Raw genomic sequence first — 24,627 nt, 5'->3', positions numbered from 1 at the left:
AAAATCTTTAAAGAAAGGAGTTCAATTTTGCTCCTTTTTCCGTTATATCCCCCTAAGTTTCATGATTAAACTTGATATTTTTTTTAAATAGGTTATCTTAAGGATATGATTAAAAATTTTATTAAAAATGAAAGAACGGCTAACATCACGTTTGACGATGGTCGAAGAATGACATTAGAGATTGTCGACAGTGAAGGACGAATTGATGTTGAATTCTATGAAGATGAGGAGATGGAAAATCAAATCTCTGGCGCAACCTTCGCTTTTACTGATGAAAGTGTTGATGTAGAAAGTGATGAGTTCATACCCAACCCTAACGAGGGTGAAAGGTATTTGCTAAGAGCCATGGATGTACCTCGTGGATTTGAAAGAATGGGAATTGGAAGATTTATCTTAGAATGGGTCATTGAAGAATATAATACTATCATATGGGCTAGAAATCCATTTGAAACTAGATTGGGTGACGGTTCTGATTTAACAGAAAATGGTTTGGAATTCGTTCGTGCTATGCAAGCGAGTGAATTAGTGGATGATTGGTGATAAGTGTCCTATAATAATTAGATAAATGTATCTTACGACACATTTATCTAATTATTATAGGTAATATTGCTTTAATGGAGAAGATAATAAAGGTAGATAGATATTATCCTGATGATGAGGAAATCGTTGATAAAGTTCTGTTATCTGACGGCACTGAATTATGGCTTAGATTTTGGTGGATAGACGAACATTATTATGTTGATTTATATAGAGACAAAGAACTTACTAATGCTGTGGAACAGGCACATTTTCATTTTATCGATGAAGGATATAACGATGAGAACGAAGGCGCAAAATATTTTTTGTATACAATGTCATCATCTGATGAGTTTAAGTGTAAGGGGATAGGTGAGTATATAGTAAGGTTTATTAAAACAGGTGGAGATTTCGATATGCCAAAAGCTATTATTCGCGCCCAGGACCCAAATAAACCAGAGGAGAGGCGAGGAAGTATGTTGTTAGATGACGGTTACAAATTCGTTCTCAGAATGCAGGAGAAAAGTCTAATCGAGGACTGGTAATCATGTGTTTTTTAGACACTGTCTCATAAAGTGTGTAAGTTATAAAAATGCGGAGTTGGCAAGGACTTCACATTTTTTATTTACTTAACTTTATAAGAGTATGATTGACAAAGAGTCACTATTAAACGACAAGGAGTTCTTAAAGAGTTTTAAGGACGGGTTAGAGCTGCAATCATTTTTCCGGGAATTACAGGCACGTGCAGTATCGCAGATGCTTGAAGGAGAAATGGACGGCTACCTTGGCTATGAAAAGCATGAGCGCAGTGGTCAGGGCAATTCCCGAAACGGACATACGAGCAAAAAGGTCCGTGGGGATCAGGGAGATCTGGAAATTCAGGTCCCCCGTGATCGCGATGGTACATTCAATCCCATTATCGTTCCCAAGCGCAAGAACCTCAATGCTCGTTTTTACGAATAAGACACGATTGAGGCAGTGGACTTCTAGCGGTTACATAATTCAAAATTACCAATTGTATTAGCAAAACATCAAGATGAATTTTCATCATGCTTCATGAAACTAAGCAAAGAACCGCTTATAATCATAAAGGCACAATTATGGCGTAACTAAAACTTTTAATGTTTTAGTTCCCTTACCACAAGGACCATCACCAATTATACTAATAGGAATATAGTCTCCATTTATGGGATCATTAAATTGAAAACTTGGCGATACAGAAACCAAAATTTCCTCAGAATATTCACTACCACTAAAAGTTACCCATTGGGAACCAATATGCCACCTCAAGTTTTTAAATGATGGATTAGTCAAGGTATAGGAGTATACTCTGTTTTTCCAACCTTTTTTTAACATTAATTCACCATAAATTTCCACAAAATTCTGATTGCCTGAGCAAGCATTAAAGTTATGAGTTACGGAAGCTCCACACCCTGGGAAAGATGCTGTAATGCTACCTATTGTAGGTAAACTATCCTTTTTTCTTATTTTAACCGCCCCTCCGTAATTTGCCCCGACAATCTCGACATTACCCGAAGCTGTCCAATTCATATTTTCATTAAGAGTAAACCCCTCATATTTTACCGCTATATCGTAAGTCAAGCCATTGTTTATGGAATCTGGTACAACAAGTTCCAAAAGGTCAGTTTCCTCGATAATGATAGGTTTTAACACCAGACTTTGGTAATCTTTTTCTCCTGCAGGTTGTTTAGAAGTTGCAAATATTTTCAAATAATTGTAGCAAGAATCCGGTCTAAAGTTAATAACTATAGGTGCATGATTATATTTGTAATTATTAGAGTTAAAAACAATATTATTTCCTGTCAACACTAATGGGGGAGCAGATTCCGAACAACCTTGTATTACTTGTAAGCTATTAGAGATTTGAATTTGAAAATTTGGAGAAATAACAGAACCATCATCGCCGTCTGCGGCAGTTGTTATTTTATAACTTTTCCCTTTTTGAAAAGGAAATTTAATCGCAATGCCGCTTCCATGACCGTTAAAGTCACTGACATACGTAGTGAGCCTAATTTGCTCTTTGGGACCAACTTCTCTATTCCACTTATAAATAGATCCGTGAGTGCGATAAACTTCATAATTATTTATAACAAGCGGATTTTGGTTTTCAAAAATACATCCATTGGGTCCAAATGGCTCGAAGGAAAATTTGTAAGTTTTCGTCAGATAGGAGGTAATTAGAGCAGAATTTCCAGCCGCCTTGGAAGATTTGATAACATCCTTGGTATTCGGGTCATCTAAAACTTTAGCTGTATCTTTACTACAAGATGCTAATATTAAAAATGATAGCAAATAAAAAAATAATTTCATAAACAGTGTTTTTAAAAATCTTTAAATTATTTTGAGGTCTCATCTATTAAAACTCGGACACTCGTTAAGATTGATACGCCTCAGATATGCTCTTTCTTACACGCACCAAAGCCTAGTCCTAGGGGTCCAATAAACATTAAATATCTTTTTGTTAATATAATTAACGGATAATATAAGCAATACATTGGTGATATTCCCCCTGTTCAAAGAAAATTACCCAAAAGTGTAGTTACTTTCTGAATACTTCAGTCGTGGCACCCTCTTTGTTGTTTGGTGTGGATCATTTATATTTTCTACATTATGTAAATAACTTATTTTTTTCTTATAAGGCAATGGTAATCGTTACTAGATTTACAGCAATATATTTAATTAAAACTTTTGACGAGCAGAAAGAGGATAACAAGCTTTCAAGCACGAAATATAAGCTTTCTATCAATTCATACTTTCAATTAAAATATAAAAATAAGTGAGTTTATACGTGAAATGTATATCACAGAAATTTCACGTATTACTGAAAGTGTTCTGGCCAGTAGTGAATGAATGGACGAGCAGACCTCTGGAAGCTGGTTATGTCTTTGTTTTCCTGAATTACATGTATATATTAAAGTCCGTCAGAATGGAAAAGTGTAAGCGAAAAAGATAAGAAGATAGTAATGGAGGATCTAAAGCCAGTCTATAAAGCCGTGAACGAAGACATGGGATATGAAGACCAACTGTCTTTCGAGAAAAATGGGGTAAGAAATACCCACTTGCCACCAAATCCTGGATCTATAACTGGACCAATCTTTCCACTTTCTTTGAATACGAGTAACAGTATTAAACTGAGCGAGCGAACTCATGAATACCTAAGAATTAATTCTAAAGTATAGCCCAAGGGAGCGTTTAGCTCTGAACAGGCTTTGTTGAAGCTGATGTATCTGATTATTAAGGACATTTCTGAAAAGTGGACGATGCCAATATATAACTTGGGCTTGACCATATCCCAACTATATATTAGATTTGGGGGAAGACTCAAACAGGAAAGAGGTTTTTAAGTTTTTAATCTAATGACACAGTTGGTGTTACACTCCCCATTTTTTTTTTGGGGGGGGACTTTTGCCATTTGTGTATAATTATTTCTCGATCAATTTTACTCTACCTATTTCCAGTTTATCAAAATACATAGAATTAAAAATGATTCTTTGGAAATATTTGTATCCAGACTCATCTTCAAAACTAAGCTTGATTGTTAGATCATATTGAGCCATTGCCTCATCCATAGCTTCTTTGGATTCAAATTCTTCAGCAATTTTGGGAGCATTATCTTTTATACTATGTCTAATTACTATTCTTCCACCATCAGGTAGTCTATTAAAATACATTAAATTATCTTGGACCATATTGAGGTCGTAAAGACCAAAAGTAAGTTCCATGTCTAAAAACTCATTATAACTGAATTCTAGCTTTAGATTAAATATGTCATTGTTCTTTATTTTTATTAACAAGGGTGGACACTCCTTTTTTTGAATGTTAGAATGCAGATGAGAATAACTTATCTCTGCATCTATCGAAGGCCTTGTTGAGTTCCTAAACTCAAGTGTTTGCAAAGAGATGGCTTTATTTGTCCTTCTCAAATTTGCTATTAAAAAATAAATTCCTATAACTGATACAATAACTTGGATTATTGCGGTATAATCTTGAATTGTCAATTGTTCTGCCATATTGTTTAAAAGTTTATTGTTCTTCCATTTGTTGCCGAGTTATCAATAACGACATCTCTTTTTTAAATATCAATGGCAAAAATGCTGAGACACTAACCGTCAATCATCACCCCACAACATCCATATCAAGCACTTCAAAAACAGTCTCATCATTGATATCATAAATACCCCACGGTTTTTCAAGCGAGATTTTAATGATCTTTCTTTTTTTCTCTTTCCCAGTTTTGGTCGTAAAAATCTCCGTGCGCCGTTCTAATAGTTTTCCGGGGATCAGCGCCCAACGCGGGTAGGTTGTATTTTCATCCCAAAACTGATCGGTTAAAACAGGTGCTTTCTCTTCAATAATATGCAGATTACCAGCTATATCAGTGAATTCAGCTTTTACAAAGCCCGGAAAGTCGTTGCTTATATAATTAGTGACTTTTATACGAAGAAAACCCATCTCTGCAAACTGTTCATTTGCAAATACGTCGTAATCATTTAGTTTATCCCTCAACCGAACAATGCGAGGAGCCTTTTTCTTTTTCGTGTAGGTTTGTAGGGCATTTGCAATAAATAAAGGACGCACGTAATCTTTGAAAAATTTCTTACATTCATGGAAAATCTGTAGTGCTGATTTAGGAATATTGAAGTAGCCTGCTTGATATACTGAATCAATCCAATCCTGAACATTTTCCTGCGTAACGTCGCTCTTGATGGGGAGCTCTAATTCTTTAGGTTCATCGCCTATCACTAAATCAATATCATCTTCCCAAATCTTATCATCGTAACCTCTTTGTACTTTGAAGTTTTTGTTTCCATTTTCATCTAGTGCATGGAGAATTCGAATTGCATATTTTGGCAATGAGATAGGAACGATTTCGTCAAGGCCACAATCAAAAATACATCGAAGGGTATTGTTTTCCCCATGACCTAGTATAAGTGTATGATCTGGGCGTTCATAATCGCGAACATAAAAAACCCTTTGGCCAAGCAAGAAAGCTAACTCAAACTGGCTAATACCGCTGCCTTTTCGTAGTTTTACAGTATTGAACATCTTGAACAGTTCAATATCTGGCATACTTAAAATTTTTAAAACTTCAAATGCTAGATCCTTTGTCATATTCGGTTCTTACTGACTTACAACAAATATAGTCAAACTATTCCTTTTGTTAAATTTTGTTTGATAGACTAGAAATGTATATTTAAGTACAAGAGCGCTATTTAGAATTATGAATGTTAATCAGTCCAATATAGTTGATTTATTGGGGTCTCTTCCAAAGTTATTAGAAGTTACGTTCATACCTGCCACCACAGAAGAATTAAATAACTTTATTGATATGAGACCTGTGAAGCCGCCACTTTAATTGGGCTCATTGAGATCTGTAAAAGAGAAATATTAGAAGTACTAAAAGATTAGGAAACAACCAGCTAATCTTGGCTTTAAGATTTCGTTTTTGACTTATAAATTATATATGTGTTAATTTCGTTCACCAATTTCACTTCTAGTCTTTTATTTTTTTTCTTCGTCGCTCGACTCAAAGCCGCAGTAAAGTCCGAGCCTTTCCAATTCTGGTTTTGAAGTTTATTACAATAATCAACAATTTCTTGCAGCGTTCTTGCAGTGTCAAAAAAATCTGAAGTTTCAATTACAGCATTGAGCGTTGCTGATGAACCCGTTCCTTCGGGAATAGACGGAATTTCTTTGACAACCTTATCTCTTTCAAGAATTTCAGATGGTTGCAGGTCAAGAATTGAGTATTCATTTTTAAAATTAGCAGGAAGATTTTCTCCTCCATGTTTACTCTCAATTTCCTTTGCTATTTCCGTAAAATAAATCGCTATTTTTAATAGCATTTCCTCAGTGTATTTGGAATATGAAGCAGCACTTTCGATAACGGCTATATATTTCTTACTTTTGTCTAGATATAAAGAAAGCTCTTCACCAGATATACCTAATTCTAATCGAATATTTCTGACAATTATAATAGTTAATAGCTCAAATGGAGTAAGATACCATATGTTTTCCATATGGTAAATGAGCTAAATTTGATTACATATACTTTGGTTAGTATATAATTTGTTTTTATCTTTTAAGATTGGTATATTTATAATGTATTTCAGTTAGTTTTATACTGAAATGTGGTATTTATAACAAAAGAGTCTTGCGGTTGCAATTTCTGAAGCCGTAACGCAGGACAGTAGTTTAAATACCCACGTCTATTCTTATATAAATGCTTTTAGTATATTTGCTGAAATAAGATAGATGTGGGCCTACTGTTAGACCGTGTTACGTAAGGCTTCAGAAACTTTTTCGCAACCACGGCATGTAGGCCCACATTTACCGATAAGCCTTCTCCCAAGACTCATCAATATTCAAAAGATGAGTATGGACAAAAAGCAACAATCAAAAAACATCATTACTGCCCCCGAGTAGCTCGGCGACAGAAGTCATTTCATGACTTTCCAAGCAGCTGAAGACGTATCGAACCAATTATTTACATGAAACTGCCACCCAAACGTCTTGCGCTTCCCGCATTTACAACAATTTTATTATTTGTGACCTAAGCGAGGCTTAGGAGCAATAAGATACGTTTGTAGGTATCAGAATAATAAAAATCTGGTCTTAGGTCACAGCCCTTAACACCTTTAAAAATGAACAGTTTTTACAAGGGTGGGAGTGAACTATCTACTGATACAGGTTCTTCCTACTCAACACACATTAAATCAGATAGCAAGAAAACTATACTTGTAGCTATACAAATTTTATTTCGTTTATATTTTACCTACATCTTCCAAGGATTAGCCAGATATGCAAGCGGATTTTTCTGTAAGTGTACTGGTCTAATCCTGAAGAAAGTATCCCTACTAGCTTCGTACTTTCTCCCAGTTAATACCTGCCTTTCTTCTGCCTTTTATGCACCGGCCTCCGTATTTTCTTCGGAATTTCATACAGCTGTGCCGAAGCCACCCCGGAGCGGACTCGAAGAAAAACCAACGAAGGGGCGAAGTTGGTTGGGAGTTGGTAGGGTAATGCTATACTGTATCGCATTCGTTTCTATGTTTAGTTTATCGGCTCAGACGCCTCGCAAGGACAGCGGGGTGGAAGGGCCAACATCGTTAAGCATAGGTGATAAAGTTCGGGAGACGTTTTGGACGCAAAAGCATTTATTTTTTATCGATGGAGATACCATTAGAGCCAACCTATCCCAATTACAGGGCAAACTGTTGGTGCTTGATTTCTGGTCAACAACCTGTGCAAGCTGCATATTTCAGCAAGAAGAAATTGATTTTTTCAAAAAATCATTTGCCAATGATATTGCAGTTTTGATGGTTAACCCTTTAAAAACCAAAGATAGTTATGATAGGATCCAAATTTTTTATAAAAGGTACTATAAGGACAAACCGGGTAAGCAGCTAAATAGCATAATTCTCGATGCTTCATTACAGAATATGTTTCAGTTTATGGGCTATCCGCATTACGTATGGATCAACAAACACGGCTATGTCCAGACTCAAACATTTCGGAATCTGCTTGATCGCAATTATGTAGCACCCTTTATTGACATCGAGCCATGAGATTATTGTTAACATGCCTTGCGATAGGTGTAGCATCTATTGCAGCAGCACAACAGCTAGTCAAAGGTAGGATGGTAGATAGCATGGGAAAAGGCATTTCGGATGTCTCTGTCAGAGTCCTACCGGTTAAACTAACCGGAGTTTCTAACGCAGAAGGTTACTTCGAAATTCGTGCAAAAGAGGATAAGGGGCAGTTGACTGTCTCGCATGTGCGCTATCAAACCAGAACGGTTGCCTTCAACATCAAAGAACTACCTTTGACAATACAACTCGTCCTGAAAGAAAATAAATTGGATGAAGTGGATATCTATCATACGGGATATCAAACAGTCCCTAAAGAGCGGAGCACGGGCAGTTTTGCAAAGATTGGACAGAAAGAACTTGGCTCTCGGGCTTCCGGAAATATCATGACGCGATTGGAAGGACTTCTTCCCGGATTATACCAGGATAAACGCGATGGCGGCAATCAGCTTTATAAGTTTAATATCAGAGGATTGAATAGCTTCACCTCGGCTATGCTTGGCCCTTTGATCGTACTGGATAATTTTCCGTTTGAGGGTTCTCTGGATATGATAAACCCCGAAGATATTGAATCGGTTACCGTCCTGCGCGATGCGGCTGCGGCTTCGATCTGGGGCGCTAGAGCGGGAAATGGTGTGATCGTGCTGACATCTAAAAAAGGAAAACAAGGGCGCACGAGCATTGAGGCAAAAGGGAATATGCTAGTAACTGCCAGACCTGACATCTATTATCAAAAGGTAATGAATTCATCAGATTTTATTGATGTAGAACGGTTTCTTTTTGAAAACGGGCATTATAACGCCGCACTGAACAATGTCAATAACAGGACGAACGTATTTTCTCCTGTTGTGTATACACTTGACGATATGCGAAAGGGATTAATAACCGCGGCTGACGGTGAGCGCTATATTGCTTCGTTACGAAATCGGGATTACAGAAAGGATCTGAATAAACACCTTTATCGGAACGCGCTGGAACAACAGCTGAATATTGCAATTACATCTGGTAATGCTCAGCAGTCAAATAGATTGTCCCTGGGTGCTAATCTGCGGCAAGGGGACAAGATCGGAACGTCGGGACAAAGGATCACGGTAAAAAATAGCTACGATTATAGGCTAAGCCCGAAGTTTGAAATCAATACGGGGTTAACCTATACGTTCTCAAAAGAACTAACCCGTCCGCGCGTGTCCAATTACCCCATTATTGCGGGCGGTGGTAAAGGTAGTTTGTATCCTTATGCCGAACTGGTTGATCCAAATGGTCATTTCCTTTCGGTTCCAAACGGTTATAACACGCGCTATATTGATTCCGTAGGTGGAGGGAGATTATTGAATTGGCAGTATAGGCCGCTGGAAGATTGGCGATATTCCCAAACAACCTCCCCAGCGCAGAATATATTGGGAAGCTTGTCGCTACAGTATAGACCGGTTAAAACGCTGACTTTAAGCGTCAATTATAGTATAGAAAAACAAACGGGTAATTCGGTTGCGGCTTATGGACCAGAGAGCTATTTTGTAAGGGATTTGGTGAACCGTTTTACGCAATTTACCGCAGATGCTGTTCTACGGAACTTTCCGGAAGGTGAAATTCAGAATCATATCACCTCTTCAATGAACAGTCAACGGGGACGAGCGACAGTAGCTTTCAATCAGGGTAACGGATCAGACCATGCGATCAATGTATTCGCCGGGGCAGAAATCAGCAATACCCGCGGTAACTCCAATAGTTTTTCGTATTATGGCTACAATAAAAGTACGGGAACGATAGCGGCGATGGATCAGCGCAAAGCTTATCCTTTGTTGCTGGGTGGAACGGCTTTTTTTCCGAACAGCAGGGGAATATCTTCTACCGTACGGCGCTTTGTCTCCCTTTTTGCAAATGGAGCTTATACCTACTTGGACAAGTACACCTTATCGCTTTCCGCACGAAGAGATGCTTCCAATCAATTTGGGGTAAAGACCAATGACCTATGGAAGCCGCTCTGGTCAGCAGGGGTAGCCTGGAATTTGAAGAAAGAGGCTTTCCTCAAAAATGAAGAAGTCATTGATCTATTTAAAATCAGGAGCACGTATGGTAGCGCTGGTAACTCGGGTGGGCGGCTTAGCACTTTACCTGTACTGAGATATTCTACTGTAATGGATATGTGGAAGGGATTACCTTTTGCAATTGTATCTGACTTACCCAATGAGCGGATGAAATGGGAAACAGTCAATACGTTCAACGTAGGGCTTGATATTGGAATATTTAGAAAACTGCAATTAAATGTGGATTGGCACAAGAAGGAATCGGTTGACTTGATCGCACCGGATGATATTGATCCAACGGCTGGTTTCTATAACATCAACCGCAATATTGGAAAAATCAGCGGTCGGGGGATTGATATCTTGTTAGCTGTTAAGGATGTCGGCAACCTGGTCAAATGGTCTGCTGATCTTTCGATTTCTAACGTAAAGAATACGGTCAAAAGTTATACGGGAATGGTCTCGAGCAGTTATTATTATGCTTCAAGTGCCGGTAGGGATTTAGCCCCAACAATTGACAGGCAACTTTACCCAATCTTTGCTTATCGTTTTCAAGAGTTAGATCCTTCAAATGGTGATCCACAGGGTTGGTGGCAAGGGAATAAATCAAAGGATTATAATAGCCTACTCATAGACTCATTACAGAACTTAAAGTATTACGGAAGTGCCCTGCCGAAGGTGTTTGGCAATTTTAGGCATTCCTTTTCATACCGAAATTGGAATCTATCGTTTAATATCGCTTATCGCCTTGGACACCATTTTCTAGCCCCAACGATACGATATACTGATCTTTTTAATTCTTGGACATCTCATAGTGATTTTGAAAAGAGATGGCAGAAAACGGGTGATGAACAGTTTACAACAGTTCCTTCCATGCGCTATCCCGCTAATACGCAAAGGGATAATTTCTATGCCGCGTCGGAGGCCAATGTTCATCCGGCAGACAATATCCGTTTACAGGATATCCAGCTGCAATACCTTTTTAAAAATCCCTTTGGCAAGGTTCAACAAATTAGCTTTTATGCCACCTTCTCGGACATAGGGATTCTATGGCGGTCAAATAAGATCGGTCGGGATCCGGAAATAGCGAATATGCCGATTCCGTTTTCCTCTGCCTTGGGTTGTACAATTCAATTTTAATCCATTATGAAAAAGAATAGTTTAATACCATATTTCGTCCTAGTAAGTATGTTAATGCTGGGATGTAGCAAATATTTGGACGAAAAGCCGGATTCCAATTTGGCGTATCCGGAAAGCGCGGCGGATCTTTTCGCCCTGATGAATGATGTAATCACTATCAATGGCGGCTTTACAGGTTTAATCGAAATGGGATCTGATGACTATATTTTACCCCAAGATACTTATAATGAACAATCGGTATTTTATCAGGATATCTACACCTGGCAGCCGAAGCCGCAATATGAGATTGCAAATATCTCCCTGCAATGGCTGGATGCCTATAAGCCGATTTCCTATGCCAATGTAATCGAAGAATCTTTGGATAGAATTAAAAGTATTCAAGAGGCCGATCGGAAAATACTAAAAGGGAGTAGTTGTTTCATAAAAGGTTTCGCTTATAGTACATTGTGTCAGGTGTTTTCCGAACCTTTTGTTGCAGGGCAAGATAATAGCGGCTTGGGTGTGGTCTGGCGGGAATCTTCCGATCCTAACAGTGTGTCTAAACGGCTTACCGTGAAGGAAAGTTATGATCGAACAATTGCCTTACTCCAGGAAGCTGTAGATCTACTGCCTGCTGGAACAAAGAACCGTACAAAAGCTTCTAAGGAAGCCGCACTGAGTATACTAGCTAGGACGTACCTGTATATGCAGGATTATGAGCGCGCGCTTCAATATGCAAATGCCACGCTTGCAATTAAAGACAATCTGATGGACTATACAAAGATTGACGGAAATTTAATATTTCCTTTTGCAGCTTTTAATGAGGAGACCATTTATTTCGCATCTGTTGGAAATGCCATTACGACTATTCAATATTACGCGGACGTACCTGCTCCAGTTTACAATCTGTATCAGGATGGCGACCTTCGAAAACAACTGTTTTTCTTTGAAAAGGCCCCCGGTCGGATCGGTTTTAGAGGTAACTACGCGGGGATGGACTTCGGAAGTTTTATTGGTCCTACTGTTGGGGAGCTCTATCTGATCAAGGCTGAATGCCTGATCAGAAAAGGAGACCGATCAATGGGACTGGAAGCGCTAAAGCATCTTTTGGAGAACCGGTGGAAGAAGGATGAGAATGGGATAAGCAGGTTCAAAATGCCAGATTTTTCAGATAATGACTCAGCGCTAAGGTTTGTATTGGAGGAAAGACGAAAGGAAATGATTTTTAGGGGAGCACGCTGGGCAGATCTGCGGAGGTTAAATCTTGATCCTAATTATGCGCAGACTTTAAGAAGAGAACTGAAAATAAATGGTGAATCAAAAGTGTTTACCTTGCCGCCCGGAGACAAAAGGTATACCTATTGTTTGCCTGATAAAGTGATCCAGCAAAGTGGTGTCCCACAAACATTAAGATAATTGCGAATGCGATAATAGAGAAAGGCCGACATAAGAGAATATTTATGCCGGCCTTCCGATCGATTCAACTATTTTTGTCTAAAGGACTGAACAGTTGAATTGGGGGTCAATGACGAATTTGCAGAAGAAATTTCGCTGTTGATCGGATTACCGGCAGCTGAGTTTGCACTCATTTGCGGATATCCGCTACTGTCCGGAGCAACGATGTGACAGGAGATTTCCTTGACAACAGTGCCACAAGGTTTGCTAGGTAACGGAGACGAAGAGTAGTAGTTTGGATCTAATGCCTGTTCGGGCGTGGTTCCTGTAAAATACCAATCTTCGTATTCAACTTGTTTATTTTTGATTTCGTGTGCATTTTCCATCGCATTCACCGCGAATGAAATTGCAACTGTTAAAGTCAATGCCGACCCGACGCCGACTAGACTTCGTTTTATGATTTTCTTTGAAATCATGGTGGTGGTCTTTTTTATAATAGCAAAAAAAGGTTGCCTCAAAAAACTTTAATTAAATTTGTTTTGCTTGTTGTCTTTTAGCAGACCTCGCTGGCTGGCTTTGTATCACGATACTCGGCCAGCCATTTCCCGGATAGTTCTGCACAGCTATCCGGGTTTTCCGTGAACAGCGCACCCTTACGATCATGAAACCTTCTCCTGACAACTCTCTTTTGGGCGAAGCCAATCCGATTAGGTAAGCTGTCTATCACAAGCAGGTCTTTGACGACCTTTAAGACCAAAGCACGCTGTAGGAATAGAACATGCACCCATATCCTTAGGGACGAGTACAGCTTTCCGAGCCAGCGGAAGAAGTCTGTCAATACTATTTTTACGGTGCGTTTCATAATCATACGGCTTTGTTTTACCTAATCCAATTGTCTGTTCTCAGCAGTGCAACCTAGGCACCACCTGCCCACATGGGCTTGTTTGCACTTTATCGCTGTACCCGCGTTCCTATGTCCTGACATCCGTTCAGCTCCATTGCGTACCGGCGGATAACAGTAGCTGGTCTCACTGCCTTTGGCTACCTTGTCAGAACTTTCCCATCGGAAAAAATGGGTCGGGTCCCCGATACGCTTCCAATATTTTTGTTTAACGCTATACCCAAAGTTACGACGGGATTTTCCGAAGTCTTTGTCCTGAAATGCGCCGGCGAATCCTTTTTTTTGTCCCAAAAGCACAAAATCTTACAAATCTGGGCTAACTCGTCTTTTTTCGGTAGGCCGAGGGCTGCATGCCCAACGAGCGCTTAAAGCTGTTGGTAAAATGGGCGAGATCGGAGAATCCCGTCTGATAGGCGATGTCGGAGATCTTGAAATTGGTTTCCAGCAGCAGGGCACAGGCCTTGCCGATCCGAAATTCTAGGACATAGCGCCGCAAGGTACAGCCCAGGCTCTCTTTTGCGATTTTTTCACTGCTATTTCGCGTCAAGCCCAGACTCTTTTTTATCTGCTGTATGCTGCATCGGCGCTCATCCATATAATGCTGCTCGAGGTAGCTGTCCAGCGCGGCCCGTAGTGCCGTAACACTGCGACCGGCGGCCGCGCTTACCGTCGCAACAAAGCCATGATAATGCTCCAGCACCTTGCCCAGCTGCTGCACCATGCGTGTCCTATTCTGCAGGCTTTTGACTGTGGTAAAGCAGATCTCATCCAGCAGTTCCGACAGTGTGTTGTTGAGGGGCATGGGGGCTAGGCGCTGGCAGTCTGTTGCACCATAAAGGAAAGCCTCCGTCAATTGGCTAAAAGCCGGATAGCTGCTGCCCAGCTCCTTAAACCAGTCTTCCGCTAGGGAGATTAACGCAAAACTATGCAGCCCTTCTCCCAGCTGAAAGGTATAGTCGCCCGCGGGATAATAACAAAGCGAAAGGTAGGGGCGATCCGGGCAAGGAAGGAGTAGCCCTTGGTCATAAAAGCGACTTGTACCGCGCAGCTGGATATATAAAAAACAGCTTGGCTTGGTCACGGTAAAGGGGATCGTCAGGTCGTCATCGAGCTGCGCTTCGACAAGCTGCAGATGGGCACCGATCAGCTTTCGGGACTGCCGGCTGAGCAGACCGCTAGTGCAATGGAGTATTTCCCAGCCTGCGCCACGTAACGGAAAGGCCACATAGCCGGGCGGGCTGCTGGCGATCTCCGCGCTGCAGTCCAATTGTGCTAAGAACTGGTCGATGACGATGGGATTTTCCATTTAATTATATAGCGCGATTTTTTGATCGCCTTTTATTAAAAAGAAAAGGAGGGTATGAACACCCTCCTTTGTTCGCTCGGCCTGCGAACCGCTAACCAACTAAGATCCAATAGATTTTTCAATTTAAAATGTGTCGCATGACCCCAAATATAGCCGCCGATGGGGCAGCGGCTACCTGGGGCACTGTAGGCTATCGACGGTAGCCTATGCTGCTTTTCTTAGCACTAAGTTCGTTCAGAAAAGGGTATTTGCGCTATTGATTTTCCCAGAAACAAACCGGAAAATTCATAGAAATCAATCGGAAAATCCGGCTTAGAGACTGCTGAAATAGCTGCTGTCCATGTCCAGGTAACGCGCCAGATCCTTATTGGAAATACTATTGACCCATTTGCCCAACCGCCGGTACAGTTCGGCCTTTTTCTCGGGTCCTTTGAGCAGCAGCAGATCCTGACGGCTGCAGCGTAGGGCACACCAGCGGTGGACAAGCCGCTGGTAGCCTTCCACGAGTGCACGGTGTTGAAGCAGTTCGATGATCAGCCTGACGGGAAAGAGCAGCACTGTACTTTCCGTTAAACTGATGTAATGGAAGGTTTCCGATTCGGTCGCAAAAAGCTCTATATCGCCGGGCTTTAGAAAGAGTTGGACATCGCCATTGTCACAGTTTTCTTTTTTCAAAAGTCCTGCAGAAACGAAAAAGTAGTCGTTGCGAAAATTAGGCAGGGGACTGTTTTTTTTGAGCTGCCGTACCTGCACCTGCTCGGCAAAAATCGCCATATGTTCGGGGCTCAAGGGCATGTAGGCACTTAATGTTTTAATGAAGTTGTCTATTTCTTTGTTTATCATTAATATTTAATAAATTAGTTGACTGTTATGTTGTAGGGGTTTAATAATAATTGCTGTTAGACCTATTTTAAAACTATAGAAACATTTTTTTATTTTCTTGTACTTTTTACGCGCACGTCCATATTTCGGACATGTATGCAAAAATTAGGACATGGAAATGGGCAAATGTTTAGACCAATTGTTTAGGAAATATGTATCATTTGTTTCAAGGACTGAGGCCACTACTAGCGCTGCTGCATATGGCTGTCGTGCTGTTGGCCGTTTACTGGACCATCATGCTCAGCGAAGGCGCACACTTTTGGCGATCGGTTCGCTTGGAGAAGCAGGTAATGCCCGTACTGTCTTTGGCAATTGCTTATGGGCTGATAGCGTTATTCACCAATTGGCTGATCCGCTATCGGCGGCCACTGCTCTCCCAGTTGCATGCCAACCGTCAGGCTCTGATAATCTATTTCCGCCGCTCTTACCTGATTCCGTTTATCCCCATACTGATACTGCCGATGGCCTATGAAATGTTGCAGCAGCGAGCGATGGCCTTGGCAAAAGACCTGCCAGCGCTAGTGCTGATGAGCCTGGTATTGCTCATGCTGTTTTCCCTGGTCAACCAGTTGGCACTGGCACGCTACTTTCTGGCCGTCAATGCACGGGCAGGAGCTATCGTTAAGCTACGCCAGGCTAAGCCCGCGCCCGAAGGCAATGCTGCCGGCGACCTCGGTCGGGAGCAAAGGCTTAGGACAGCTGGAGTTGTACAGGTCCGGAGTTCTTCTGAGCTGGCGGCCTACATGGCTTTCAGCCTACAGGAGCGGAGGGTAATGGCCTATGACGAGCAGGGACAGACGGTGCTGCTCCGGTTTCGATCGTTGAGGATGGTCAAGGACGAGCTGCAGGGCGATACCCGTTTTTTTATGAAAGGCAATTGGATACTGCGCTACGACGCCCTGGAGCGGCAGGAACTCATACCCGGAACGCGTACAAAAAAACTCTATCTGAAATATACCAGCAATTATTTTATACTGAATAAAAATGATGTAAGTGATTTTACCGCCTGGCTTGAAAAGGCCCATCAGACCTGGGATCCGGAGGCTGCATCGCAATAAGTAAGAAAAGAAAGCATAGGCAAGGTCTTCACCTTGAGGTTGTTGCTGCTAGCCGCGACATTGGGCACGTACCGTCGCTATATCGATACCGGTATAGGACGCAAATTCCTCCATCGTCAGGTACTGGTGTTCCCGTTTACCATAAGCTGCTTTGATCGTCGCGAGGATTCGTACAGCTTGCTTGTAGCTCTTGCCCAGAAGAGCACTCACATCTTTTGCATAGATGCATACGCGTTCATTAGACATAAATCTTCCTTACTTTTTAGTTAATATCTACAAGTCCTGTTCACTGTCGTTTTTGGTCTTCATGGCCAGCAGTCAAGCACGCTTGTGGCACCTTTAAAGCGTTTTTCGCTTTGTATGTCAACAGTGCTTTATCCGTGCTTTATCTGTGCTTAACATGTGCTATATCCCTACTGGGGCTGTGCATCTCCCGTCAGATCCCTCCGGACGGATACCATTAGTACGCTAAACATTAATTTGAAGTTATTAAAAAAACTTAATATGTAAAAGTGACAAATGACCCCATTTAACCCCATATGACCCAAAATAACCCATTTTAGGACATATATCCCCATCCGGGGACAACCGGCAACAAATGGGTATAAATCACCCCATATGGGGACTTATGGGACAGCGGTTTATTTTTTGCCCTGCATCTTTGTTTCGTAATCCAAGATGTATTTATCATGGCAAGACAAGAAAGTTTAGTAAAGTTCAAGGGTAAGATCGGGGATCTATCCTTTTACAAGACAAAAGATGGTTTTCAGGCACGCATGAAGGGCGGTCCGAGCAAGGAGCAGATCAACTCCGATCCGCGCTTCCAGCGAACCAAGGAAAATGGCACGGAATTCGGCCGCGCGGCCAATGTAAGCAAGAAACTGCGCGAACAGCTCCGCGTGGTGCTCAATCAGAATTCGGATCCGCGCTTTCCGAACCGGCTGACGGGACTGATGAACCGTATTCTCCGCGCCGACGACGTCAATGGCCGTGGCGACAGGCAGGTCATCAGCCAAAACCTTGGCCAGCTGACCGGGCTGGAATGTAATGCCAACGCAAAGCTCAGCGAGGTCCTTTTCCTGCGCAGCCGTCCGATCTATGACAGCGCTACGGCCACGACAAGCCTCGAACTACCGGAGATGATCGCCAAAAACCAGGTCAAGATGCTGACCGGGGCGACACACGTGCAGGTGCAGATCGTGGCTGCGGAGTTTGACGCCCAGAATGCGGAGGCCAATTCGCTTGCGATGGCTCGTTCGTCGTACCTGGATGTAGGCCGCAGCGATGCTTCGCCAGCGGAAAGCCTGGCCATGCAGCTGGATCCCGCACCACAGCCCGACAGCGCCATCTTGCTGCTGATGGGACTCAGTTATTCTCAGTTTGTCAACGGCGGCTACTATCCCTTATCGAATGGGGCGTACAATGCCTTGACCTTTGTTCAGGTATTGATGCCATAGCGCCATGAAACAGCAACATGTCCTGACGCTCCGACGCAAGTACGGTGCGCAGGGAACAAATGGTACCATCTGCTTCCAGGGGGAACAGATCTGCCACAGCATCGAGCTGCCGGATCGCAACAACCTCCCGCGGATCAGCTGTATCCCGATCGGCCAGTACAAGCTGGTGAAGAAGCAGTACCCACGGCATGGTGAGCAGATCGGTATCTCACATGTCCTTGGACGGGAGGCCATTCTGATCCATGCGGCCAATAACGCACTGGAGGAACTGCTGGGCTGCATTGCCCCGGTCACCACGCTGACCGGCGAGGGACGCGGTACCGGAAGCGGCAAAGCCCTGGCCAAGCTGAAAGCACTGGTGTATTGCCTCTGGGATATGGGGGATGAAGTGTATTTGCGTATTCGATAAGGCTTTGGAGATCTGGAATTGGCTGCTGCATTCCTTTGTGCCATCTTCTTAGCAAGATGACGGCATAAATCAAACTCGCTGTGCTCGGACAGTGATTTATGCTATCGTCATCTTGCGTCAGCGATAGGCAGCCGGAACGCTAGGCTTTCAATTCCATGATCTCCTTAGCTTAACGAAAGGTGTGTGTGTGGGAGGAAGGGGATTGGTAGTCGGAACATTAGGCTTCCAATTCATTGTCCTCCTGTATTGAACAGGCTACAACACAAAGCAATGTCACTTATTCCTTGCCCTTCATGTTTATCGAAAGGTGTGTTGGTGGGTGAAGAGGCAGGATAGTGGTCAGTAGCAATTGCATGAAGGAATAGAGCACATGACCGCTATCCTGTCTAATTAACGTAACAGAAATGAAAAAGATCTTTAACAAAATCGGACAGGTGCTGCAGCTGCTGCTCGCGGCGCCTGTTAAACTACCGGGTAAGGTAGGGAATGTATTGCGCTATGTTGCAATAGCTTTAGGTGTATTGGAGACTGTATTGGAAGAGGAACAGGAAAAGCCTCCAGCCGAGACTGGGAAAAGAGTAAATAAACAGGCAGATCTGCTGCAGGAAAGGAGCGAAGCCAATGAAGCTGAATGATCTCCGTATCTCCACAATCGGCGGAACAATCTGCTCCATCTGGGCCAGTATTTCCCTGGGCGATGTACTGCAAACGGTCCTCACGGCCGTATTAGGTACGCTGGTAAGTTTTGCCACGAGCCGCCTGCTGCGCAGATGGCAAAACAGCCGCAAGCCTTAGGCCACCTTTAGGCCATTTTTAGAAGGACGCAGCCCGGGGCTGCGTCCTTTTTGTATAGGGGCTTTGGGAATCTGTCCACCGATCTTCACGATCTTTCGTTAACCCACGGAAGAAAAGGCTTTCGCCAAACCTGACTTTGTTTGTTCAAATCGTGACTGTAATTTATGAACACCTTTTTATAAACCATTGATTTGTAACACTTAATTTACTAATACTTAAAGTTTCTCTTACTTTTCACCTAATATTTTGGTCGGGAGATTGTAAATATATTTGGCGGCGTGCAGTAGCGGCAGGGCTGTACATCAACAATCAGTTTAATTTAAAAAATCATTCTTATGGAAAGAAAACAAAAAAAGAAAGCAGACTATGTTGCGCCAGTAATCAACAGTTACGAAGTGGAAATGGAAGAAGGCATTGCAGCTGGATCCGGTTCCTCGGGAATTTTAAGCACTGGCGATGGAGGGGATGATTCAGGTGAAATGAGCTCAGGTGTGCTATAGCATTTGAATTTTTGTGCGAATAAAATGCAGGCATTTCATCATTGAAATGCCTGTTTCGTTGTTAAAAGTTGGCTACCTAGAGCTGTTTCAGGTGACCGATAGATTATTAATTGCTAAGGGAAAGCTGCGTAGTGAGGCTTGTTCCCGTTGAAGGGGTACTTTCTTTGACCACTTTACCGTCGATCAGGATCTGTGCTTTCAACGTTGAGGTTTGTTTAAGCCCGTTGGCACTGGCCGTGACGATCGCTTTGGATCTGCTTTCCACTGTAGCTTCTTTCTCCCAAGTGGAACCGAAATCACCTGTGGCACTCACCGGACTGCTGCCGCTAAAATACACCACTGTATTGATCTTCGTATCGGATGACCCGATGATTTTGTAGGTCACTTTGACAGATCCACTGGCTGTTGTGTCGCCGTCGTCTTTGCTGCAACCCCCGAATAAAAAAAGCGATCCGGTCAACAATCCTAATAAGGACGTCAAGCCCATTCTTTCTAATGTTTTCATATTCCTCATTTTTTAAATTTAACGGCATCAAAACTACATAATAAGTCCGTGCGGTAAAACGAAAAAGAGTGGTATAATCCTGATAATAAGCAGGACAGATCGTAGCTATGCCGGGTTTGCCGCTTTAAGTTGTCGCCTCGCTGTCTTGTTAAATATCTTCCTCAGCGTAAAACGGTCATACCAAAGCAGATCTGCTGTATTCATTCAGCTGGCCTTTGTCAGCCATGAATCCAAAAGAACAACAGGGAAAATCCGCCCCTGCTGCGGATTTACCCAAAAAATTGCCAGTTCTACATATTGTCCTATAGAAACGCGGAATTGTCCTGTTTTTATCTATGCGTTAAGGTTAATTTTAACGGTACGTATATTTCTTAATAGGAAGACAGTACAGGATACCTGGGGCAGGGTTTAACTGCAGAGCAGTACGACCGAAAATTTAGCGCTTACATGGAGCATGCTGCCTTAAGCATATACAGTAGGAAATAAGCGTATACACTAAAATGTAATCATATGAAAACCAAACCCAAAAAAAAGTATGTGGCACCCCGGCTTGCTGCCACAAGCGTAGCAATGGAAGCCAGCATCGCGGCCGGTTCGGCCAACGTGCAGCCGACCAACAGCAATCAGGAGGTCAAGAGCGAATGGAACAACGAAGGCGATAAAAATGGCTCGATGGCCTGGTAATCGTATCGAAAAAACAAAGAGAAATTAGCGTATGAAGATGAAAAATTTGATAAAAAGCGTTGGGATTTTGCTGTTGCTCGCTAGCGGGCTAAGCTCATGCAACAAGGAAAGAACACCGCAAAGCGGCGATGACGAAGCAACGATAAAAGTCAGCCTCTCAGGGGCGCAATTTAAAGAGTCTACAGACATCAAAAATAGAGCTTCGGACAGGGTAGCACCAGGAAGTCCGAAAAACACGGGACAGCGAAAGCTAATACCGATCAATCGGGAGCTGGCATTGGTGGCCGAACTGAGCCCTGTAGTTCCCGCAGATGCAGATGGAGCAATCAGAAAAGCGGCATCAACGGACAAACGTGCCGCTGCCGAACAAACTGACCTCGCTCAAAATGTGAAATATAAGCTGCTGGTCTTTGACAGCAGCGGTAAGTACATCACCGAACGGGACTATACCCGGGGGCAGGAGAGCAGTACAGCGGAATTAAAGCTCAAAACTGGGGTACAATATAGTTTCGTGGCCTATTCGGTCAACAGTAGTTCGGCACTTCCAGCCGTCAGTTATACGGATGCGCAGAATAAGACACTGTCTTCTGCCAGTATAAGTGGCTTAAATGGCGATAACGACGACTTTATGTATTTCCGTCGCGAGATGACCGTTATGGAAAATAGCGACAATAACTTAGCGATAGTACTGCAGCATAAGTTTACCTTGATCAGCACCAAAATTGATGCTTCGGCGACAGGCTACAACATCACCGAAATTGTAGCCTCCATTGCGCCACATTATCCGACAGCTGATGTCAGCCTGGACGCTGGTACGCTGAGCCAAACGGGAACCCAGGGCAAGGCCGACCTGACTTTTTCGGGTCTGAACGCAATGGTAGTAAATGCTGCACCCAAACAGCTGAATGCCAATACAGCGCTGGGGGGAAGCCTGTTCTTGACCAAGATCACCATCGGGCCAATTACGGCGAGCAACCTGACGGCGCTTGACAGCCTCAGTATTCAGCCGGGCGTAAAGTATAATCTGAATCTTTCGGTCATTCCCAACGATACTTACCTGACCTATCAGGGACAATCTGCAGCACGCATCAGCGGCCTGATCTGGATGCGCCATAACCTAGGTGCCAACTACAACCTGAATCCGGATCAGGATCCGAGTGTGAACGGCCTGCACGGTAACTATTATCAGTGGGGAAGGAAGGCCGTTGCCGCCACGGCTACGACTGGTGCGGGCGCCATTAGCCCCTGGAATAAAGAGAATCCTGACGATAAGGCATGGAACTCGGGCAGCGAAACTGCTCCTCTCAAAACCGCAAACGATCCCTGCCCTTCAGGCTACCGCTTGCCCACAGCCCGAGAAATGCGAATATTGGAAAATGACGTCACCGATGGCAATATCGGAACCTGGTCCGAATCCGCAAGTAACTATTCTGCCGCCCGTATTTTTAAGAGCAAAAGAAATGCGAACGTACAGTTGACCCTGCCCATTGCCGGTAACCGTTATTATGAGGATGGAACATTGGGTAAAAGAGGAATAGAAGGTTTCTACTGGTCGAGCACCATTCAGAATAACAGGGTGCTCCACTACAAAATCGTACACGACGGCGATGCAAATATCGACGACAGTAGCTTCGATCGGGATTGGGCCTTTCCGATTCGCTGTATCGCTGCACAATAAGGGAATGGATTTAAGCCCCGCCGAGATGCGGGGCTGCTTATATAACTAAACAATAGATAGATGAAACGATTTGAAAGTAAAACAGTTTTTATTACGGGCGGGACTTCAGGAATAGGGAAGGCTGCTGCTATCCTTTTTGCCAGGGAGGGTGCCAACGTCATGTTGGCAGATGTTAAAGAAAATCAGGACGCCATCGAAGAGATCCGTCAGGAAGGGACGGCGGTTGAATTTATATCCTGCGACGTTTCGAAATCGGAGCAGCTGGAACAAGCCGTGGCTGCGACGGTAACCGCTTTCGGAAGCCTCGATATTGCTGTTAATAACGCCGGTATTTCCGATAGCGGTGGAAGCCTGCTGCACGAAAAGAGTAATGAAGAATGGCAGCAAGTACAGGATATTAATCTGAGCGGCGTATTTTATGGGCTGAAATTTCAGATTGCCCAGATGCGCAAGCAACCTAATGGCGGTTCCATCGTAAATATAGGTTCCATTATGAGTGCGGTAGCCAACGAGACCATCGCTTCCTATGTGAGTGCCAAACATGGCGTGGTAGGCCTAACGAAAGTGGCTGCACTGGAAAATGCCCAGCACAAGATCCGGGTGAACGCCATTGGTCCAGGCTATATCGCAACACCAATACTGCCAAACCAGGATAATAAGGAACTCTTGACCTATATGGAGTCTTTACATCCGATGAACCGCCTCGGTTTACCAGAGGAAATTGCCAAACCCATTCTGTTTTTGGCTTCCGACGATGCGAGCTTCTGTACAGGCGTTTATCTCCCTGTTGATGGTGGCTACTTGATCAAATAGCCGTTTCTGGCAGATTGAAACCAGGGTTGGCAGGCACCATTTTATCCACGAGCTTTTCGGGTTGCCTGCTAGCTCGGTTAACAGTTTTATAACACCTTCCCAAATCTTCGTCCGGCGTAAAAATTTCAAATATAGGAAATGTCCTAACCTTTCACTGAATCGTCCTGATTTCACATTGATTCCCGTTTTAAATTTGCAACGGTAAAAGATTGGTTGACTACGTGCGCACTACTACTAATCTTTTTAAGGGCTCATTGAGATCCCTTTTAGCGGTTGGAAAAGAAAGAAGGATAAATATACTTGATAGCTAATAAAATGAAAAACGAACAACACAAGAAACAGTACATTCCACCAAAAATCGGGATGTTTCAAATTGAGCTCGAGCAGTCTGTAGCAGCAGGTTCAGCTAACATTAATTCAGGGTCGCAAGATGCCAGTCAGACCCCCTCAGAACGGGAATTTGAATCCGGATGGTCAAATAACAGAGATTACGACATTTAATAGCAATGAAAAAATATTTTAGCATATACAGTATGGCCCTGGTGCTGGGCCTAAGTTCCCTGACAGCCACTTCCTGTTCAGACAAAGAAAATAAGGAAGATATACAGGTCAATAAAGGCAATGTCGCTATCCGTTCGGTACGTTTTGTAAACGATGACAACGTCATCAATGTCGACGGAACAGTGAAAAAAGGTGCCTCGGTGGCCAGCCCACAGGATGCTGCCGCTTTACAAGCAAGCATGACATTCGAGTCAAAAGTGGTATCCCCATTGAATATTCAGTCAGCAGCTGACTTTGACTTCGCCACGGATATGCAGACCAATGCGCTTGGCGAATCAGGAAAGGGCCTGAAAGCTTCGACAAATGCGAACAAGCTAAGGGCAGCGGATGTTCCCTTGAATCAGAATAAAAAATTTCGCCTGATCTTTATCAAAGATGGCGCTACCACGCCATTGTATAATGAACTTCTCAATGCAG

Annotated in this window: 28 protein-coding genes; 17 read left to right on the top strand and 11 right to left on the bottom strand. The window is 43.1% G+C overall.

Translation table 11 applies throughout. The features are described from left to right. Positions 1-105: 105 nt before the first annotated feature. The 3 genes from ABDW32_RS22785 (at position 106) to ABDW32_RS22775 (ending at position 1,479) form a co-directional block, all read left to right on the top strand. The gene (locus tag ABDW32_RS22785) at positions 106-540 is read left to right on the top strand and encodes a hypothetical protein (protein WP_343566112.1); all 435 of its coding nucleotides are present in this window, start codon (positions 106-108) and stop codon (positions 538-540) included. A gap of 74 nt (positions 541-614) precedes the next feature. Beyond that, positions 615-1,061: a hypothetical protein gene (locus tag ABDW32_RS22780; RefSeq protein WP_343566111.1), complete on the top strand. Its 447-nt coding sequence runs from the start codon at positions 615-617 to the stop codon at positions 1,059-1,061. Between the two features lie 100 nt (positions 1,062-1,161). Then, entirely contained in the window at positions 1,162-1,479 is a 318-nt protein-coding gene (locus ABDW32_RS22775) for a transposase (RefSeq protein WP_343566110.1), read from the top strand. Positions 1,480-1,614: 135 nt separating this feature from the next. On the opposite strand, the gene ABDW32_RS22770 is transcribed toward ABDW32_RS22775, so the two are convergent. The 4 genes from ABDW32_RS22770 to ABDW32_RS22755 all read right to left on the bottom strand — a co-directional run bounded on the left by ABDW32_RS22770 (position 1,615) and on the right by ABDW32_RS22755 (position 6,557). Next, on the bottom strand, positions 1,615-2,847 hold the full coding sequence (locus tag ABDW32_RS22770) for a hypothetical protein (protein ID WP_343566109.1): 1,233 nt from the start codon (positions 2,845-2,847) through the stop codon (positions 1,615-1,617). Between the two features lie 1,112 nt (positions 2,848-3,959). After that, the gene (locus ABDW32_RS22765) at positions 3,960-4,547 is read right to left on the bottom strand and encodes a hypothetical protein (protein WP_343566108.1); all 588 of its coding nucleotides are present in this window, start codon (positions 4,545-4,547) and stop codon (positions 3,960-3,962) included. Positions 4,548-4,653: 106 nt separating this feature from the next. Beyond that, positions 4,654-5,649, bottom strand: a complete 996-nt coding sequence (locus ABDW32_RS22760) for a hypothetical protein (protein ID WP_343566107.1) — start codon at positions 5,647-5,649, stop codon at positions 4,654-4,656. A 320-nt stretch (positions 5,650-5,969) separates the two neighbouring features. Beyond that, positions 5,970-6,557 (bottom strand): hypothetical protein, encoded by a 588-nt coding sequence (locus tag ABDW32_RS22755; protein WP_343566106.1) that lies wholly within the window; start codon positions 6,555-6,557, stop codon positions 5,970-5,972. A 624-nt stretch (positions 6,558-7,181) separates the two neighbouring features. On the opposite strand from ABDW32_RS22755, the gene ABDW32_RS22750 reads away from it, so the two are divergent. Genes ABDW32_RS22750 through ABDW32_RS22740 form a run of 3 tightly spaced genes read left to right on the top strand, consistent with a single transcriptional unit; the run spans position 7,182 to position 12,682 of the window. After that, positions 7,182-8,105, top strand: coding sequence for a TlpA disulfide reductase family protein (locus tag ABDW32_RS22750; RefSeq protein WP_343566105.1), 924 nt, complete (start codon positions 7,182-7,184; stop codon positions 8,103-8,105). Continuing rightward, on the top strand, positions 8,102-11,287 hold the full coding sequence (locus ABDW32_RS22745) for a SusC/RagA family TonB-linked outer membrane protein (RefSeq protein WP_343566104.1): 3,186 nt from the start codon (positions 8,102-8,104) through the stop codon (positions 11,285-11,287). Before ABDW32_RS22750 ends, ABDW32_RS22745 begins: the two co-directional genes overlap by 4 nt. 6 nt (positions 11,288-11,293) lie before the next feature. After that, positions 11,294-12,682: a RagB/SusD family nutrient uptake outer membrane protein gene (locus tag ABDW32_RS22740; protein ID WP_343566103.1), complete on the top strand. Its 1,389-nt coding sequence runs from the start codon at positions 11,294-11,296 to the stop codon at positions 12,680-12,682. A gap of 68 nt (positions 12,683-12,750) precedes the next feature. Here the strand turns inward: ABDW32_RS22740 and ABDW32_RS22735 are convergent, their stop codons facing one another. The 5 genes from ABDW32_RS22735 to ABDW32_RS22715 form a co-directional block, all read right to left on the bottom strand. Continuing rightward, positions 12,751-13,137 (bottom strand): hypothetical protein, encoded by a 387-nt coding sequence (locus ABDW32_RS22735; RefSeq protein ID WP_343566102.1) that lies wholly within the window; start codon positions 13,135-13,137, stop codon positions 12,751-12,753. 77 nt (positions 13,138-13,214) lie between these two features. Beyond that, positions 13,215-13,523: a hypothetical protein gene (locus ABDW32_RS22730; protein ID WP_343566101.1), complete on the bottom strand. Its 309-nt coding sequence runs from the start codon at positions 13,521-13,523 to the stop codon at positions 13,215-13,217. Positions 13,524-13,544: 21 nt separating this feature from the next. Beyond that, positions 13,545-13,853 (bottom strand): hypothetical protein, encoded by a 309-nt coding sequence (locus tag ABDW32_RS22725; protein WP_343566100.1) that lies wholly within the window; start codon positions 13,851-13,853, stop codon positions 13,545-13,547. A gap of 25 nt (positions 13,854-13,878) precedes the next feature. Next, complete coding sequence (locus ABDW32_RS22720; RefSeq protein WP_343566099.1) at positions 13,879-14,868, bottom strand: AraC family transcriptional regulator; 990 nt, start codon at positions 14,866-14,868, stop codon at positions 13,879-13,881. A gap of 312 nt (positions 14,869-15,180) precedes the next feature. Continuing rightward, entirely contained in the window at positions 15,181-15,711 is a 531-nt protein-coding gene (locus ABDW32_RS22715) for a hypothetical protein (RefSeq protein WP_343566098.1), read from the bottom strand. 157 nt (positions 15,712-15,868) lie between these two features. Here ABDW32_RS22715 and ABDW32_RS22710 point away from each other — a divergent pair, with 157 nt between their 5' ends. Then, complete coding sequence (locus ABDW32_RS22710) at positions 15,869-16,222, top strand: hypothetical protein (protein ID WP_343566097.1); 354 nt, start codon at positions 15,869-15,871, stop codon at positions 16,220-16,222. A 97-nt stretch (positions 16,223-16,319) separates the two neighbouring features. Continuing rightward, positions 16,320-16,808: a hypothetical protein gene (locus tag ABDW32_RS22705; RefSeq protein WP_343566096.1), complete on the top strand. Its 489-nt coding sequence runs from the start codon at positions 16,320-16,322 to the stop codon at positions 16,806-16,808. A 48-nt stretch (positions 16,809-16,856) separates the two neighbouring features. Here the strand turns inward: ABDW32_RS22705 and ABDW32_RS22700 are convergent, their stop codons facing one another. After that, positions 16,857-17,054: a hypothetical protein gene (locus ABDW32_RS22700; RefSeq protein WP_343566095.1), complete on the bottom strand. Its 198-nt coding sequence runs from the start codon at positions 17,052-17,054 to the stop codon at positions 16,857-16,859. Positions 17,055-17,497: 443 nt separating this feature from the next. On the opposite strand from ABDW32_RS22700, the gene ABDW32_RS22695 reads away from it, so the two are divergent. The 4 genes from ABDW32_RS22695 (at position 17,498) to ABDW32_RS22680 (ending at position 19,969) form a co-directional block, all read left to right on the top strand. After that, a complete protein-coding gene (locus ABDW32_RS22695) occupies positions 17,498-18,265 on the top strand; it encodes a hypothetical protein (RefSeq protein ID WP_343566093.1) in 768 nt (255 codons plus the stop codon). A gap of 4 nt (positions 18,266-18,269) precedes the next feature. After that, complete coding sequence (locus ABDW32_RS22690) at positions 18,270-18,674, top strand: DUF5675 family protein (protein WP_343566092.1); 405 nt, start codon at positions 18,270-18,272, stop codon at positions 18,672-18,674. A gap of 404 nt (positions 18,675-19,078) precedes the next feature. After that, on the top strand, positions 19,079-19,309 hold the full coding sequence (locus ABDW32_RS22685; protein WP_343566091.1) for a hypothetical protein: 231 nt from the start codon (positions 19,079-19,081) through the stop codon (positions 19,307-19,309). Positions 19,310-19,804: 495 nt separating this feature from the next. Beyond that, on the top strand, positions 19,805-19,969 hold the full coding sequence (locus ABDW32_RS22680; protein ID WP_343566090.1) for a hypothetical protein: 165 nt from the start codon (positions 19,805-19,807) through the stop codon (positions 19,967-19,969). 106 nt (positions 19,970-20,075) lie between these two features. Here ABDW32_RS22680 and ABDW32_RS22675 read toward each other — a convergent pair whose 3' ends face one another. Continuing rightward, positions 20,076-20,474 carry a hypothetical protein gene (locus tag ABDW32_RS22675; RefSeq protein WP_343566089.1) on the bottom strand — a complete coding sequence of 133 codons (399 nt, stop codon included), beginning with the start codon at positions 20,472-20,474 and terminating at the stop codon, positions 20,076-20,078. A 510-nt stretch (positions 20,475-20,984) separates the two neighbouring features. Here ABDW32_RS22675 and ABDW32_RS22670 point away from each other — a divergent pair. The 5 genes from ABDW32_RS22670 to ABDW32_RS22650 all read left to right on the top strand — a co-directional run. Further along, positions 20,985-21,158: a hypothetical protein gene (locus ABDW32_RS22670; RefSeq protein WP_343566088.1), complete on the top strand. Its 174-nt coding sequence runs from the start codon at positions 20,985-20,987 to the stop codon at positions 21,156-21,158. Positions 21,159-21,195: 37 nt separating this feature from the next. After that, complete coding sequence (locus ABDW32_RS22665; protein WP_343566087.1) at positions 21,196-22,836, top strand: FISUMP domain-containing protein; 1,641 nt, start codon at positions 21,196-21,198, stop codon at positions 22,834-22,836. Positions 22,837-22,896: 60 nt separating this feature from the next. Then, positions 22,897-23,649 carry an SDR family oxidoreductase gene (locus ABDW32_RS22660; protein WP_343566086.1) on the top strand — a complete coding sequence of 251 codons (753 nt, stop codon included), beginning with the start codon at positions 22,897-22,899 and terminating at the stop codon, positions 23,647-23,649. 315 nt (positions 23,650-23,964) lie between these two features. Further along, positions 23,965-24,150 carry a hypothetical protein gene (locus ABDW32_RS22655; protein ID WP_343566085.1) on the top strand — a complete coding sequence of 62 codons (186 nt, stop codon included), beginning with the start codon at positions 23,965-23,967 and terminating at the stop codon, positions 24,148-24,150. A 5-nt stretch (positions 24,151-24,155) separates the two neighbouring features. Then, a partial coding sequence (locus ABDW32_RS22650) for a hypothetical protein (RefSeq protein WP_343566084.1) occupies positions 24,156-24,627 on the top strand: 472 nt, incomplete at its 3' end.

The sequence above is a fragment of the Sphingobacterium sp. genome, from assembly GCF_039596235.1.
In the GTDB taxonomy this organism is placed as follows: Bacteria; Bacteroidota; Bacteroidia; order Sphingobacteriales; family Sphingobacteriaceae; genus Sphingobacterium.
This window is presented reverse-complemented; position numbering and strand designations above follow the sequence as displayed.

What these genes read in the sequence shown, in the direction of transcription:
- ABDW32_RS22785 (WP_343566112.1), top strand. Translation starts at nt 106, where the DNA reads ATGATTAAAAATTTTATTAAAAATGAAAGAACGGCTAACATCACGTTT.
- ABDW32_RS22780 (WP_343566111.1), top strand. Translation starts at nt 615, where the DNA reads ATGGAGAAGATAATAAAGGTAGATAGATATTATCCTGATGATGAGGAA.
- ABDW32_RS22775 (WP_343566110.1), top strand. Translation starts at nt 1,162, where the DNA reads ATGATTGACAAAGAGTCACTATTAAACGACAAGGAGTTCTTAAAGAGT.
- ABDW32_RS22770 (WP_343566109.1), bottom strand. Translation starts at nt 2,847, where the DNA reads ATGAAATTATTTTTTTATTTGCTATCATTTTTAATATTAGCATCTTGT.
- ABDW32_RS22765 (WP_343566108.1), bottom strand. Translation starts at nt 4,547, where the DNA reads ATGGCAGAACAATTGACAATTCAAGATTATACCGCAATAATCCAAGTT.
- ABDW32_RS22760 (WP_343566107.1), bottom strand. Translation starts at nt 5,649, where the DNA reads ATGACAAAGGATCTAGCATTTGAAGTTTTAAAAATTTTAAGTATGCCA.
- ABDW32_RS22755 (WP_343566106.1), bottom strand. Translation starts at nt 6,557, where the DNA reads ATGGAAAACATATGGTATCTTACTCCATTTGAGCTATTAACTATTATA.
- ABDW32_RS22750 (WP_343566105.1), top strand. Translation starts at nt 7,182, where the DNA reads ATGAACAGTTTTTACAAGGGTGGGAGTGAACTATCTACTGATACAGGT.
- ABDW32_RS22745 (WP_343566104.1), top strand. Translation starts at nt 8,102, where the DNA reads ATGAGATTATTGTTAACATGCCTTGCGATAGGTGTAGCATCTATTGCA.
- ABDW32_RS22740 (WP_343566103.1), top strand. Translation starts at nt 11,294, where the DNA reads ATGAAAAAGAATAGTTTAATACCATATTTCGTCCTAGTAAGTATGTTA.
- ABDW32_RS22735 (WP_343566102.1), bottom strand. Translation starts at nt 13,137, where the DNA reads ATGATTTCAAAGAAAATCATAAAACGAAGTCTAGTCGGCGTCGGGTCG.
- ABDW32_RS22730 (WP_343566101.1), bottom strand. Translation starts at nt 13,523, where the DNA reads ATGAAACGCACCGTAAAAATAGTATTGACAGACTTCTTCCGCTGGCTC.
- ABDW32_RS22720 (WP_343566099.1), bottom strand. Translation starts at nt 14,868, where the DNA reads ATGGAAAATCCCATCGTCATCGACCAGTTCTTAGCACAATTGGACTGC.
- ABDW32_RS22715 (WP_343566098.1), bottom strand. Translation starts at nt 15,711, where the DNA reads ATGATAAACAAAGAAATAGACAACTTCATTAAAACATTAAGTGCCTAC.
- ABDW32_RS22710 (WP_343566097.1), top strand. Translation starts at nt 15,869, where the DNA reads ATGGGCAAATGTTTAGACCAATTGTTTAGGAAATATGTATCATTTGTT.
- ABDW32_RS22700 (WP_343566095.1), bottom strand. Translation starts at nt 17,054, where the DNA reads ATGTCTAATGAACGCGTATGCATCTATGCAAAAGATGTGAGTGCTCTT.
- ABDW32_RS22695 (WP_343566093.1), top strand. Translation starts at nt 17,498, where the DNA reads ATGGCAAGACAAGAAAGTTTAGTAAAGTTCAAGGGTAAGATCGGGGAT.
- ABDW32_RS22690 (WP_343566092.1), top strand. Translation starts at nt 18,270, where the DNA reads ATGAAACAGCAACATGTCCTGACGCTCCGACGCAAGTACGGTGCGCAG.
- ABDW32_RS22685 (WP_343566091.1), top strand. Translation starts at nt 19,079, where the DNA reads ATGAAAAAGATCTTTAACAAAATCGGACAGGTGCTGCAGCTGCTGCTC.
- ABDW32_RS22680 (WP_343566090.1), top strand. Translation starts at nt 19,805, where the DNA reads ATGGAAAGAAAACAAAAAAAGAAAGCAGACTATGTTGCGCCAGTAATC.
- ABDW32_RS22675 (WP_343566089.1), bottom strand. Translation starts at nt 20,474, where the DNA reads ATGAAAACATTAGAAAGAATGGGCTTGACGTCCTTATTAGGATTGTTG.
- ABDW32_RS22670 (WP_343566088.1), top strand. Translation starts at nt 20,985, where the DNA reads ATGAAAACCAAACCCAAAAAAAAGTATGTGGCACCCCGGCTTGCTGCC.
- ABDW32_RS22665 (WP_343566087.1), top strand. Translation starts at nt 21,196, where the DNA reads ATGAAAAATTTGATAAAAAGCGTTGGGATTTTGCTGTTGCTCGCTAGC.
- ABDW32_RS22660 (WP_343566086.1), top strand. Translation starts at nt 22,897, where the DNA reads ATGAAACGATTTGAAAGTAAAACAGTTTTTATTACGGGCGGGACTTCA.
- ABDW32_RS22655 (WP_343566085.1), top strand. Translation starts at nt 23,965, where the DNA reads ATGAAAAACGAACAACACAAGAAACAGTACATTCCACCAAAAATCGGG.